Source organism: Salinisphaera sp. Q1T1-3 (assembly GCF_003602005.1).
Classification (GTDB): domain Bacteria; phylum Pseudomonadota; class Gammaproteobacteria; order Nevskiales; family Salinisphaeraceae; genus Salinisphaera.
In genome coordinates this window covers 176750-190830 of the sequence record NZ_QZWD01000005.1, presented here as the reverse complement: position 1 = coordinate 190830, position 14081 = coordinate 176750, and the positions used below count along the sequence as shown (strand labels likewise).

9 protein-coding genes are annotated in these 14081 nt (G+C 64.1%); 4 read left to right on the top strand and 5 right to left on the bottom strand.

The genetic code is table 11. From position 1 onward, the window contains the following. Positions 1-3: 3 nt before the first annotated feature. The gene (locus tag D3260_RS07035; protein WP_120097863.1) at positions 4-1341 is read right to left on the bottom strand and encodes a nucleobase:cation symporter-2 family protein; all 1338 of its coding nucleotides are present in this window, start codon (positions 1339-1341) and stop codon (positions 4-6) included. Between the two features lie 29 nt (positions 1342-1370). Here D3260_RS07035 and uraD point away from each other — a divergent pair, with 29 nt between their 5' ends. Continuing rightward, positions 1371-1949, top strand: coding sequence for a 2-oxo-4-hydroxy-4-carboxy-5-ureidoimidazoline decarboxylase (gene uraD / locus D3260_RS07030; protein ID WP_199671398.1), 579 nt, complete (start codon positions 1371-1373; stop codon positions 1947-1949). Positions 1950-2074: 125 nt separating this feature from the next. Here uraD and pucL read toward each other — a convergent pair whose 3' ends face one another. Continuing rightward, on the bottom strand, positions 2075-3010 hold the full coding sequence (gene pucL / locus D3260_RS07025; RefSeq protein WP_120097862.1) for a factor-independent urate hydroxylase: 936 nt from the start codon (positions 3008-3010) through the stop codon (positions 2075-2077). Between the two features lie 224 nt (positions 3011-3234). Here pucL and D3260_RS07020 point away from each other — a divergent pair, with 224 nt between their 5' ends. The 3 genes from D3260_RS07020 to D3260_RS07010 all read left to right on the top strand — a co-directional run bounded on the left by D3260_RS07020 (position 3235) and on the right by D3260_RS07010 (position 8448). Continuing rightward, complete coding sequence (locus D3260_RS07020; RefSeq protein WP_199671397.1) at positions 3235-5574, top strand: TonB-dependent receptor; 2340 nt, start codon at positions 3235-3237, stop codon at positions 5572-5574. A 203-nt stretch (positions 5575-5777) separates the two neighbouring features. Then, the gene (locus tag D3260_RS07015; protein ID WP_199671396.1) at positions 5778-6899 is read left to right on the top strand and encodes a purine nucleoside permease; all 1122 of its coding nucleotides are present in this window, start codon (positions 5778-5780) and stop codon (positions 6897-6899) included. Continuing rightward, a complete protein-coding gene (locus D3260_RS07010; protein ID WP_199671395.1) occupies positions 6889-8448 on the top strand; it encodes a hypothetical protein in 1560 nt (519 codons plus the stop codon). The genes D3260_RS07015 and D3260_RS07010 overlap by 11 nt, the downstream gene beginning before the upstream one ends. Before the next feature lie 556 nt (positions 8449-9004). On the opposite strand, the gene D3260_RS07005 is transcribed toward D3260_RS07010, so the two are convergent. The 3 genes from D3260_RS07005 to xdhA form a co-directional block, all read right to left on the bottom strand. Next, positions 9005-9976: an XdhC family protein gene (locus D3260_RS07005; protein ID WP_120097860.1), complete on the bottom strand. Its 972-nt coding sequence runs from the start codon at positions 9974-9976 to the stop codon at positions 9005-9007. Positions 9977-10182: 206 nt separating this feature from the next. After that, positions 10183-12543, bottom strand: coding sequence for a xanthine dehydrogenase molybdopterin binding subunit (gene xdhB / locus D3260_RS07000; protein ID WP_120097859.1), 2361 nt, complete (start codon positions 12541-12543; stop codon positions 10183-10185). After that, positions 12543-13994, bottom strand: a complete 1452-nt coding sequence (xdhA, locus tag D3260_RS06995; RefSeq protein WP_120097858.1) for a xanthine dehydrogenase small subunit — start codon at positions 13992-13994, stop codon at positions 12543-12545. The genes xdhB and xdhA overlap by 1 nt, the downstream gene beginning before the upstream one ends. Positions 13995-14081: the final 87 nt, after the last annotated feature.

Genomic DNA, 14081 nt, shown 5'->3' with positions numbered 1-14081 from the left:
TTGTCAGTGGCCGGCCGCATCGTGCCGGCACTCTTGCTTCGGGGTGTGATGTCGGCCGTTGAGCAACAGATTGCTCGACACCGCCGCGATTGTCGTCAGCATGATGCCACTGTGCACGATGGGCGCGGCCCAGTCCGGCCAACCGGCGAAAAGCGCCGGTACCGTCTGCGGCATCAGCCCGAAGGCCAGCGCGATCGCGACGACCAACTGATTGGATCGTGCCGAGAGATCGGCCTGGGACATCACGTTCAGGCCAGCCGCTGCAATCATGCCGAACATGATCAGTGACGCCCCGCCGAGCACGGCCTTGGGCACCGCAGCCACGACGAAGGCCGCCTTCGGACAGAGGCTCAACGCCAACAGCACGCCACCGGAAACGACCGTCACGAAGCGGCTTCTGACGCCTGTCATGCCGACCAGGCCAACATTCTGGGCAAACGAGGTGTGCACGAACCCGTTGAACAGCCCGGAGAAGGCCGTCGTCAGACCGTCGGCAAGCAGCCCGCGATTCAGGCGATGCCGATCGACCGGTGCATCGACCATGTCGCCAAGCGCCATGAACATGCCGGTCGACTCGACCAGCGTGACGATCATCACAATGCACAGTGCGGCGACGGCGGCCGGTGGGAATGTCCACATGCCGAAATGAAACGGCGTGATGACCTCGATCCAGGGCCGCTCGGCCAGTCCCTGCCAATTGACCAGGCCAAACGCCGCAGCCGCGACATAGCCCGAAGCCAGACCAATCAGAACGGAGATGTTGACCCAGAAACCACGCCCGAGGCGATTGATCAGCAAGATGATGACGAATACCAGGCCCGCCAGAACCAGATGGCCGAGCGCGGCGAAATTACCGGCCTGCGCCCCGCCGCCGACCCATCGGATGCTCACCGGCAACAACGACAGCCCGATCGAGGTGATCACCAGCCCTGTCACGAGTGGCGGAAAGAACACGAGCAACCGTGAAAAAAGCGGCACGATCAGCATCGCGAACACCCCGCTGACTGCAGTGGCGCCGAACATGCCGGGCAGGCCGATCTGGCCACCGTCAGCCATCGCCACCAGCGGCCCGACGCTGACGAAACTCGCGCCCATGATGACCGGCATGCGAATGCCGAAACACGCCACACCCGCCGACTGGATGAGCGTGCCGAACCCTGCGCACAGCAGATCCGCGTTGATCAGATAAGCCAGTTCATCGTGCGGCAGCGCCAACGCATAACCAATGATGAGCGCCACGGCGACCGACGCGGCATACATCACGAGCACGTGCTGAAGACCGGACAGACCGAGCATCATCGGCGAGCGCCTCGGCACGTTAGCCGGCGTTTTTCGTGTCATCTTGTCCCAGGTCTTGTATACGGTCTGGCATGAAAACCGCACACATTTTCTATGCCACCCCTGCCCTGGAGAGCGACATGCACGAACCCGCCCCGGCAACCGCCGCGTCCCCGAGCCAGTGGTCCCGCGTGGTCTTCGTCGATCGCTTCGCAAGCATCTACGAACATTCGCCCTGGGTCGCCGAGCAGGTCTTCGATGCCGGGCTCACGACCACCGACGACACACTTGCCGGTCTGGCCGCGCACATGGCGGCCGCGGTGGATGCGGCGAGCGATGAAGAACAAATGCGCCTGATTCGTGCCCATCCCGATCTGGGGGCCCGCGCCGGCCGGACCGATCATCTCAGTGCCGCCTCGCAGGCCGAACAGGCCGACGCCGGGTTGGCTCATTGCAGCGCAAGCGAGTACGCCGAGCTGCAGACTCTGAATCGAGCCTATACCGACCGCTTCGGTTTTCCGTTCATCATCGCCGTGAAAGGCATGACACGACAGGACATCCTCGTGGCGATGCGCGCCCGTCTGGAAAACGATGCCGCGACCGAGCGCGCCCGTGCGTTAACCGAGATTCATCGCATCGCGCACGCGCGCCTCGCGGCGCTGATGTCCTGATGACAGAACACAGGCCGCCAACCGGACGGGCGCCCTCGCCCGCCCGCCGTGATCACACCTGGCATGCCCGACGTTGTCGACGTTGCCATCGAGCGACACGCCGAAACCAACCCCGGCCGGCACGCCTAGGGCGTGACCGTGAGCAATATGTGGCCGTAGGGCGGGCGCGGGTCGCAATACACCTTGGCCTCACCGGCGCCGGTTGCCCCGGCATTGGCCTCGAAGGCCGTGTCCCAGAGCCGATTCTGGGCCTCGAAATGCAACCAGGCCAGTTGCGGGAAGCGGGCAAGGATTCGCTGCCCCATTTCGTGCACGAGATGCTGGATGGACAGACTGTTGAACTCGTGAAAGACAACCTGCACGAGATCGCGGACCTGCGCCGCATCCACGTAATCGACCGGGCTCTGTCGCGAGACGGCATCTCCGTCGCGATAGCGCCAGTACACGTCCAGATGAATGAACAACGGCCGATCCTGTCGTTCAGGTAGCGTCGTGTGCGCATCGCGTGGGAAATTCATGAAGGAGCTGCCGGTCAGCTTGATCAGCTGCAGATCGCGGCGACCGCACTGGTGGTCGGTCAACGCCGGGCCGTCGTCTTCGCGCATGACGGTGAGCCGCGCATGGCCATGGTCGCCGCGGCTTCGCGAGAACAGGCGATCGGAGGGAATGAGCGCACCCTCGGCATCGGGCACTGTCGCTGCCAGAAACGGCTGTTCATCGCCCGCAATATGGATGCCGGCCATATCACCGTAGGTCGCCAGGAATTGTTCAGCGATAAAACGCAGCAATCCCTCGAGCGTGCTGCCGGCGAACACCTGCGCCTGATACAGGATGAAGTTCTTCATCGTATCCGTCGCCACGACCGCTGAGTTGTCGCCTTCTGTGTAGGCCGCCTCGACGTGATGGCCCAGCACATGCACCGCAATATTCACGGCGAACAGTCGATTCTCGCGCCCTGTAAACGCGGATTCCGGGATTGGGCGCAGACCGTGCAGTGGCGTGGCATAGCTGCGATAAAGGCTCACCTCGCATTTACCGTATTCGACGTGTTCGATTTTCATCAGGACTCCCGGGTCAATTTAGTCACTTATAAACTGTGACTAATATCAAGCAATATCTGTACACAAAAATCGAAACGATCGAGCAATTTCGTAATCGCTTGATTGATACAACTGCTCATGCCCGCCTCTGCAATCCAACTGGAACATAAATTGCGTCAATCCTGTTGACAGTCGAAAACGCTTAATTGCACCAATCCAGAACGACTGCACTATCAGGGGGAACCATGAAGACAGTAATGGCACGCCAGCCACTGTGGCGTTGGGGGGTTTTTCCGGGGAGTCTGCTGGCCACGATGGTCTGCCCACCGAGCTGGGCCGACGAAGACCGAGAGACCGACAGGCCCCCTGTCGCTGCCGCACCGGCCGAGCCGGCCACATCCGAGTCTGCACCGACCGCCGCCGCGCCTGCCGCTGCGGTGCCGGCCACCGCGAGCACAGCCGCGAGCAGCACATCGCCGGCGCAGACGCTCTCGGCGATCACCGTGACTTCCGACCGGGCACCGGCCAACGTTCAGGACGTGGCCTCGTCGGCCACGGTGATACCGCGGGAAAAGATGGAAGCGCTCAACACGAGCGGTCAGGACATCCGCGTGCTGTCCGGCAACACGCCGAGCCTTTACGTGGAGTCCTCGAACGGACGGACGCTGCCGCGTTTCTATATCCGCGGCTATGGCAATACGGATTTCTCGATCTTCGCCTCGCAGCCCGTCGGGCTGGTCTACGACGATATCCAGCTCAACAACGCGGTCCTGAAGAGTTTCCCGCTCTACGATCTGGCGAATGTGGAAGTGCTACGCGGCCCACAGGGCGCGCTTTACGGCCGAAACACGCCGGCCGGCGTCGTCAAGCTCGAATCGGCGGCCCCGTCCCTGACCGACGACGGCAGTGGCTATTTAAAGACCTCCTGGGGACGCTACAACACCATCAACGTGGAGATGGCACATAACACCGTGCTCAGCGATAGCCTCGCGCTACGGGTCTCTCTACTCGAGGAGCATCGGGACGACTTCATCGACAACACCTATACCGACCAGGATGATCAGCTCGGCAGCTACGACGACCGTGCCTACCGGGTGCAACTGCTCTACAAACCCAACAGTGCTTTCCGTGCGCTGGCCAACGTCCACGGCCGGATTCTGGACGGCACGGCCCGAGTCTTCCACGCCAACGCCTTGAACACCGGTAGCAATTCGCTGCGGCCCGGCTTCGATGTCGACAAAACCGATACCGACGGGCGTAACGACCAGGATCTGTCGACCTTCGGCACCAATCTGCATCTCAGCTACGACACCGGGCATGACATCACGCTGTATTCCATCACCGGCTACGAGTCGGTGCTGAACTACTACAGCCGCGGGGATATCGACGGCGGCAATCCGACCAATACACCTTTCTCGGTGGAAACCGCTTCGCGGATCAACGATCTCGCCCAGATCACACAGGAATTCCGGGCGCAATCAGACTACGACGGCCCTCTCAACTGGCAGGGCGGACTCTATTACTTCTATGAAGACGTCGATGGCTCGAACCTCACCTACGACACGCTGGCCGGCGGCGACGAGGTCAGCAGCATCACCGACGAGCAGACGACCCAGTCCGGGGCGGTGTTCGGTGCTCTGACCTACGACTTCACGGACCGGTTGCAGTTCAAGGCAGGCGTGCGCTACACCTACAATGACAAGAAGTTCGCCGTGAAGCGCATCGACAATCTGTCGATCATTGGACCGCGGCAGGACGACACCAGCGAGGGCAAGGTCAGCTGGGATGCCACCCTGTCCTACGACTGGACCGACGACGTCATGACCTATGCCCGTGTGGCGACCGGTTTTCGAGCCGGCAGCTTCGCCCGACCGGACAGCAACCTGCCGATCACCCAGGCCGGCAGCGAAGACGTCATTTCCTACGAGCTGGGTGCCAAGACCGAATACTGGGATCGTCGCATTCGCACCAACTTCGATATCTATTACTACGATGTCGACGGCCAGCAGCTCACCGCCACCGGCGGGCAACGCAACATCACGCGGCTGCTCAATGCCGATTCCACGCAAGGCTACGGCGCGGAGCTGGATGTCGACGCCTTTCTCACATCGCGTCTGATGATCACGCTCAACGGCAGCTACAACCACACCGAGCTCGACGATAACAACCTGTTCTCGAGCGGTTGCGGTGCCGCCTGCACCGTCACCGACCCGTCCGTCGGAAGCGGGCTGTACGCCCTGGACGGCAACCCGCTGCCGCGGGCCCCGAAGTTCATCGGCACCATCAGCGCGCGCTACGACTGGCCGCTGTCCGACGGGCGCGGTATTTATCTGTACACGGACTGGTCCTACCGCGACGATTTCAACATCTTCCTCTACGAAGCCAAGGAGTTTCGTGCGAAATCGCTCGTTCAGGGGGGCGTGCGCCTCGGCTACACCTGGGATAACGAGAAATACGAAGTCGCTGCCTTTTGTCGCAACTGCACCAACGAGATTCGTTCCAATGGGGCAATCGACTTCAACAATCTGACCGCTTTCGTGAACGACCCGCGGATCTGGGGGGCCCAGTTCAAGATGCGTTTCTAGACGTCCGTCGCCCGGGCGTTGTCTCGGCGGCGACAATACTGAATTGTCGCCGCCGGACCACGGCTCTTTCGAGCCTGACCGGCCGGACGCACCCGCGGCGGGCCGGGATTTACTGACAACGTCGCCTGCGCCGGCCGGCTGCCACACCCACCGGCCGACACGCACCGATGTCGGCCGGCTCATCAAAACAAAAGGGGAAATCATTGATCCGTTTCATCCGCATACACCCGGCCCTGATCGCGGCCGCCAGCCTCCTGCTGCTCCTGGCGACCCGGACGTGGGCGGCCCCCGCCCCGGCGCATGACGATGCATCACCGATTCCGATCAAGGCCGTGGTCGTCACCATGTTCGAGATCGGCGAGGATGAAGGCGATACGGCCGGCGAATTTCAACTCTGGAAGAAACGCGCCGGCTTGACACAGCGTTTGAGTCTGCCCGGCGCCTATCACGATGCCTGGCTCAACCCCAAGACCGGCGTGCTGGGCGTGGTCACGGGCGTGGGCACGGCCAACGCCGTCTCCACGATCGCCGCCGTCGGCTACGACCCGCGGCTGGATCTGTCGCATGCCTACTGGGTGGTGGCCGGTATTTCCGGCGGCGACCCCGCCGATACGTCGCTCGGGTCGGCGGTCTGGGCAGATTACGTCGTCGACGGCGATCTGGCCCACGAAATCGATGCCCGAGAGATTCCCGACAACTGGTCGACCGGCTACCTGCCGATGTGGGGCACCAAGCCATACCAGAAGCCCATCCCGGGCGACTTGAACGCCGTCCAGCGTTTCCGTCTGAACGCCGGGCTGACCGACTGGGCCTATACGCTGACCCGAAACGTCAAACTGCCGGATGCCGACGATGTCGCGGCCTATCGCGACCAGTTCCAGCAGAAAGCGGCCCGACGCCCGCCGCGAGTCCAGAAAGGCGACAATCTGGCTGCGATGACGTTCTGGCACGGCGACCGGCTCAACGACTGGGCCAACCGCTGGGTCAAGTACTGGACCGACGGTCAGGGTGAATTCGTGACCTCGGCAATGGAGGATACCGGGACGCTGCTGGAACTCCATCGTCTGGATACCGCCGGGCGTGTCGATGCCGACCGCGTACTCGTGCTGCGCACGGTGAGCAATTTCACCGTGCCGCACGCCGGCCAGACGCCCGCTGAAAGCCTGGCCAGCGAACAGTCGGGCTATTCGGGACTGGCATTGTCGGTGGAATCGGCCTACCGGGTCGCCTCGCCGGTCGTTTCGGCAATCGTCGACGGCTGGCCGACCTATCGCGACCAGATGCCCGGCACTGGCGAGCGCACCGGGCCCGACCATGCCGATTAAGCCGTCCGGCCGCGCCGCACTCGCCGGGCTTTTGCTCGGTGTCTCGCTCAGCGCCCAGGCCGCGATCGACGACCCACCGGGCGATACCGACGATACGGCCGCGACCGCAGCGACCATGGCCGATCTCGTGGATCAGCCGCCGCAGCTGCGGCAATTTCTGCGCGCACTGCCAAAGGGCGGGGATCTGCATCATCATCTCGATGGCGCTGTCTATGCCGAGCACCTGCTGCGCTGGGCGGATGCCGATCAGGCCTGTATCGACAAAGCCGACCACCGGGCGCATCCCGGGCCCTGCGACGCCGACACGGACGAACCGGCGCGCGGTCTGGCCTCGCGTGCCCCGGCCTTCTACAACGAGACCGTCGATGCCATGTCGATGCGCGATTTCGTGCCCGGGGACGGCGCCGATTCGGGCCACGATCAGTTCTTCGACACGTTCGGCCGGTTCGCTGCGATCAGCGCACGCCATCGCACCGACATGCTCGCCCTGGTGCTTCAGCAGGCTGCAGCCGAGCACGTGCGCTATATCGAAACGATGACGGACCCGGCGGCGCTGGGCACGCTGGCACCGCTGGTTACCGATATGCCTTGGCAGACGGGCGCCTACGACAAGGCCCTGGCCCATATCCAGGACGGGATCGGGCAACGCGTGGCAGCGGCCCGACAGGCGTTCGACGACGACATCGACCGGCTCGATCAACGTCTCGGCTGTGACACGCCCGACGCACAGCCGGCCTGCGACGTCGCCTATCGATTTCAGTTCTATGTGTTGCGCACGTTACCGCCCGAAAAGGTCTTCGCGCAGATGGCACTCGGCTTCGCTCTGGCTGCGGCCGATCCACGCGTGGTGGCGGTCAACATCGTCGCGCCCGAAGACAACCCGACGGCCCGGGCCGATTATCGTCAACACATGGCGATGTTCGCCTTCTTCCATCGACGCTATCCGGACGTCGCGCTGAGCCTGCATGCCGGCGAGCTGACGCCGGGACTCGTGCCGCCGGCCGACCTGCGCTTTCATATCGCCGCAGCTCTCGCCGCCGGTGCCGATCGCATCGGCCACGGCGTGGACATCGCCAGCGAAGACGACGCTGCGGCCACGCTGGCCCGTATGCGCAATCAGCCCGTTGCGGTCGAGATCAATCTCACCAGTAACGACGTCATCCTCGGTGTGGCCGGCGCCGAACACCCGTTGAACCTCTATCGACGCGCCGGCGTACCCGTCGTGTTATCGACCGACGATCCCGGCGTCTCACGCATCGATCTCACCCATGAGTACGAACGCGCCGTTCGTGAACAGGGCCTCGATTATCGCGCTCTGAAGCAGCTCTCGCGGAACAGCCTGATCTATGCGTTTCTTCCCGGCCCGAGTCTGTGGCAGCCCAAGGCACCCCGGCGCGCCGTACCGGCCTGTGCACAAGCACTCGAGGCGCAGCGGATGGATGCGCGCTGTCGACGTTTCATCAAGGCCAGCGACAAGGCACGAAGTCAATGGCAGCTCGAGCAGGACTTTCACCGCTTCGAGCATCGTGTGACAACCGGCCGCTCATGACCGATCCGCCCGCTATCGATACGCGGCCGGTTCGGTGACGATGATCCGGCTGGCGCCTGAGCGGAGCCGGGCGATGGCCGCCGGTCATCGTGTCGGCACCGTTCCCGATCCCGACGCGCCGGCGTCGATATGCCCCAGTTGTATCGTCGGGAGATCAGCAGCCGCATTGGCCCGCCGACGTTGCCAGGCAAGGCGCGCCCGCGGCCTGGCCGCAGGCGCCGCGACGGTCTATCTCGTGACGACGCGCCCGGGCCTGTTGATGTTTCTTTCGAGCGCCTTTTCATCGAGAGACCGCCGTGTGTCCGGCAAGGCGCGAGTCGCCGATCGTGGGGTGCCACGATCCAGACTCGAAACGCCGCCGGGCGCCCATCGTCGATTTTTCATGGGCGGCCCAACCCGAAGGGACAAGCGCCCCAAAATCAAGAACACGACGGCAATCCAGCATTGTAGCCCGCTGGCGCAGAATGACACGCTATGCCTGCGGCGCCTCGTCTTGCCGCCCATCGTCAATTTCAGGGCGCGCTTGGCGCGGACTCGCACGACACATCAACAGGCCCTAGCGTGCCCGACCTTCGATCTGGAGCAACTGGCCCATCACGCTGACCGCGATTTCGGCCGGCGTATCGCTTTTCATCGGCAGGCCGATCGGCCCGACGATTCGGGCGATGGTCTCGTCGGCCACGCTGGCCTCGCCGAGTTTGCTGCGAATGACATGGATCTTGTGGCGGCTACCCATCACCCCGAGCCAGCGCCACGGCAGATTCGCGACGGCCGCCAGCACCGCGACATCCGCCAGCACGTTATCGTTCATGACCACGGCGAACGCCCCGGTCGCATCCCGTGTGACGATATCGGGGATACCGGTCTCCGGCAGCTGGCGTCGTGCGACACCGGCCGGCCACCCTGCATCGGACAACACCTCGCCGCGCCGATCATGGACGGTCACGTGATAACCGATATCGGTTGCCAGACTCGCCAATTGCCGCCCACAGTGTCCGCCGCCGAAAACGACGAGCCGACGCGTCTGTCTCGATGAGATCGTTACCCGCGCGCAAGCCCGGTCGGTGGCCGGCCAGACACCGGTCGGCGTCGCCTCACCGGCCACGAACACGACGGGCGCGTCGGTCGTGATTGTCAGCACGCCGGTTTCACCGGTCACGAGCGCCCTGCCGAAGGCTCGGATGGCGGCGCCGTCGCGCTCGGGTTCGACAACGAACATCACGTTGCACTGCTCACCGGCACAGATCAGTCCGGAGGCTACTTCCCCGGCGTCCGCGCGGTGAACCTCGCGACGCCAGCGCGGCCCATAGGCCGGGGCGCCCAGCGCGGCATGGCCATCGGCGATCAGACGTTTCTCCATGCCCCCGCCGCCGATCGTGCCGCCGACATCGCCGTTGTCGGCCACGTAGAGGACCGCGCCGGTGGTACCTGGCGAACCGCGAGTATGGGCCACGACGGCGACGATCCAGAGCCGCTGGCCGGCGGCCAGACGCTCATCAATCGCCGCCCAGATGGATTGCGCAGTCATCGTGCTCTCCGATTATTAATCCGGCACCAACACCGCTGACGACGTCAGCTGTTTTCAACACCATCGAAAGAAACGCCGGCACCTGCCTGTCTTTTATTTTCAATGGCTTCACGGCCGTTGGCCGTGGCGCGCGTGCTTTCGCACACGCGTGTTATCAACCCGAAAAATCATCTATTTTCATACCGCGTTGATAACGAGACAGACCGTCACTCGGCCGGCTCCGGCAGTGCGGAAATACTTCGTCGCGCGGCCCGCTCGGCCATGGCATCGGCCGCCGCCAGAACTGCCTCTGGCGTGGCGGGCGCGTTCAGAGGCGCGGCGCTGCGATACCCGTCGATGGCGGCCAGTGCGTCCTTGAGGGCATGCAAAACCGACAGGCTCAGCATGAACGGCGGTTCGCCGACAGCCTTGGAACGATAGACCGCGTCCTCCACGTTCTCCCCGCGCTCATAGATGCGGGCAGTGAATCGCGCGCAGACATCCGAGGCGACCGGGATCTTGTAGGTCGAGGGGGCGTGCGTGAGTAGCTTGCCGGATGCATCCCAGACGTTTTCCTCGGTCGTCAGCCAGCCCACGCCCTGGATGAAGCCGCCTTCGATCTGGCCCATGTCGATGGCCGGATTCAGCGATTTCCCGACGTCGTGCAGAATATCGACACGGGTCATCCGGTGCTCCCCGGTCAGCGTGTCGATCACGACTTCCGAGCAGGCCACGCCGTAGGCGAAGTAGAAAAACGGGCGCCCCCGGCCCAACGCGTCGACTTCGATCTTGGGCGTGGCATAGAACCCGGCCGCCGATAGCTGGACCCGGGCCCGGTGCGCGATCTGCACGATGTCGGCGAACGAGCCCAGACGGCGCGGCCCGGCATGGACCGCGTTCTCGCCAAAACGGATGGCATCTTCGCTGGGCACATCGAAATGATCACGAATGACCGGCAGCAGCCGATCGACGATCTTGCGGGCGGCGTTGTAGGCCGCAGCCCCGTTCAGATCGCTGCCCGACGAGGCGGCCGTGGGCGAGGTGTTGGGCACCTTGCCAGTGTTCGTCGCGGTGATCCGCACCCGCTCGAAGTCCAGCCCGAAAACCTCGGCGACGACCTGCGCAACCTTGGTGTGCAGGCCCTGGCCCATCTCTGTCCCGCCGTGGTTGAGCTGGACACTGCCATCGAGATAGACCAGGACCAGCGCGCCGGCCTGATTGAGAAACTTGCTGGTGAAGGAGATCCCGAACTTCACCGGGGTGAACGCCAACCCTTTCTTGAGCACGGCATTCGCGGCGTTGTCGTCCGCGATCGCGGCCCGGCGGCGGGCATAATCGACCGAGGCCAGCAGTTCATCGGTCAACGGATCGAGGATGTTGTCGTCCACCGTCATGCCGTACGGCGTGCGGTTGCGATTCTCGGTGCCGTAGTAGTTGCGCCGACGCACGGTGAGCGGGTCCAGACCAGTCGCTCGGGCGATCTGCTCGATGATCTCCTCGATGCCGATCATGCCCTGCGGCCCGCCGAAACCGCGGAAGGCAGTGTTCGAGACCTTGTGCGTGCGACAGCGATGCGAAGTCACCCGGACATCGCCGAGATAATAGGCGTTGTCGGCGTGATACATCGCCCGATCCGCGATCGAATGCGACAGATCCGGCGCATAGCCGCAGTCGGCGGCCTGGATCACGTCGAGTGCGACGATCCGGCCGTCGGCGTCAAAGCCCACGTCGTAATCGATGACAAACGGATGCCGCTTGCCGGTCATCGTCATGTCATCGTCGCGATCCAGGCGATACTTCACTGGACGCCCGGTAGCCGCCGCCAGCCAGGCCGCGATCACCGCGAACCAGGCCCCCTGGGTCTCCTTGCCCCCGAAACCGCCGCCCATGCGTCGGTTCTCGACCGTCACCGCATGATCGGCGCGGCCGAGCACGTGAGCGATCGCCCGCTGGACTTCGGACGGATGCTGCGTCGAGCTGTGGACCAGCAGATCACCATCCTCGCCGGGCACGGCCAGTGCAACCTGGCCCTCGAGATAGAAATGCTCCTGGCCGCCGACCGTCGTTCGTCCGCTCAACCGATGCGGCGCGCTTGCCAGAGCCCGGTCCGGATCGCCCTGGCCCCAGGTCTTGGACGGCACAACGAACGCCTCGGCGTCGATCGCCGCGTCGGTGGTCAGAATCGCCGGCAGATCCACATATTCGACGATCGCCCGACCCGCGGCTCGACGCGCCGCGGCGATTGATTCGGCCGCCACGGCGAACAGCGGCTGGCCGTAGAACAGGACCTCGCCATCGGCGAACACCTGGTCGCCCGGAAAGACCGGCCCGATATCGTTGGTCGTAGCCGCCAGATCGGCCGCCGAGACGACCGCAGCCACGCCCGGCGCCGCCCGGACAGCCGACAGATCCAGTCGACTCACACGAGCATGGGTGCGTTCGGCCGGAAAGGCATAGGTATGCAACAGACCGCGCGGCTCCGGGATATCGTCGCCGTAACGGGCCGTACCGGTGACGTGTTTATGCGCACTGTCGTGCGCGATCGGCTGACGGGCGCTGGGATTGTGCTTCGGGGTGGGCTGATCCATCACACCGGCTCCGCCGCCAACACGCGTGTCGATGTCTCCGGCGTGGTGGTTTCTACCCAGAAACGATGCAGAAGCTGCGCGGCCGCCCGCTGTCGGTACGACGCCGAGGCGCGCATGTCACTGATCGGCGACAGCTCCTCGGCCAGCGCATCACGGGCAGCCGCGACACTCGCCTCGTTCCATGCCTGTCCCACCAGCGCGGCTTCGGCCCGGCGGGCGCGAATCGGAATCGCGGCCATGCCACCGAAAGCCAGCCGGGCTTCGATGACGCGCCCTGCATCCAGCGTGATGCGAAACGCAGCACAGACCGCCGAAATATCCTGGTCGAAACGCTTGGAGAGCTTGTAGCAGCCGAATCGCTGATTCGCGCTCAGACGCGGCACCACGATGCGAGCGACGAGTTCGTTTGATGCCCGGGCCTGTTCCTGATAATCACGGTACAGCGCCTCGAGCACGACCCGGCGCCGATCCACCGGGCCCGCCAGTTCCACCTCGGCCCCGAGTGCGATCAGCACCGGCATCGAGTCACCGATCGGCGAACCGTTGGCGATGTTGCCGCCCACCGTCGAGGCATTGCGGATCAGACAGGAACCAAACCGACGAAACAGCTCGCCGATATCCGCATGCAGCGCGGCGAGCCCGCTCAGGGCGGTTGCATGTGTGGTCGCCCCGCCGATGATCAACGTCGTCGGCGATGTCGCGATCCCCTGCAATTCGCTGACCCGCGACAGATGAATCAATACCGCCAGGTCACGATGTTGCTTGGTCACCCACAGACCGACATCCGTGCCACCGGCCACCAGCCTCGCCGTGGGATGACGCGCCAGCGCCTGCTGTACCCCGGCCAGATCGCGCGGCGCGATGAAGCGGCGATCACCGTCGCCGACATCCATCGGCTCGCCGTCGTCCAGGGCGCGAAGACGGGCGGCAATGGCCGCGGTATCGCCCGCATCGACGACCGGATAGTCGTGCATGCACAGGGCGGCATCCACGATCGGACGATAGCCGGTACAGCGACACAGATTGCCCGCGATGGCGTCCGACACACCGGCTCGCGTCGGCGTCTGGCCACTGCGATAGAAACTGTAAAGCGACATCACGAAGCCCGGCGTACAGAAACCGCACTGCGAGCCGTGGTGATCGACCAGCGCCTGCTGGACCGGGTGCAGGGTGCCGTCTGCGGCGGCCAGATGCGCGACAGTCAGCAACTGTGCGCCGTCGAGCATGCCGACAAACATGATGCAGGCATTGAGCGCACGATAGACCATAGCCCCATCGGCATCCGCCCGACCGATCACGACCGTGCAGGCCCCGCAATCCCCTTCCGCACAGCCTTCCTTGGTTCCGGTGTGTCCGTTGGCACGCAGCCAGGCGAGTACGGTCTGAGTCGGATCGACGCCGGTCAGCTCCTGCAGCGTATCGCCCAGGAGGAAGCGTAGAGTATGGCGCACTGTCACCTCCCATACAGACGCCGGCGAAACGATTACCGGCAATATATGACTATACTTGTTAACAATTTCCGTGCCATTCAGCGAACA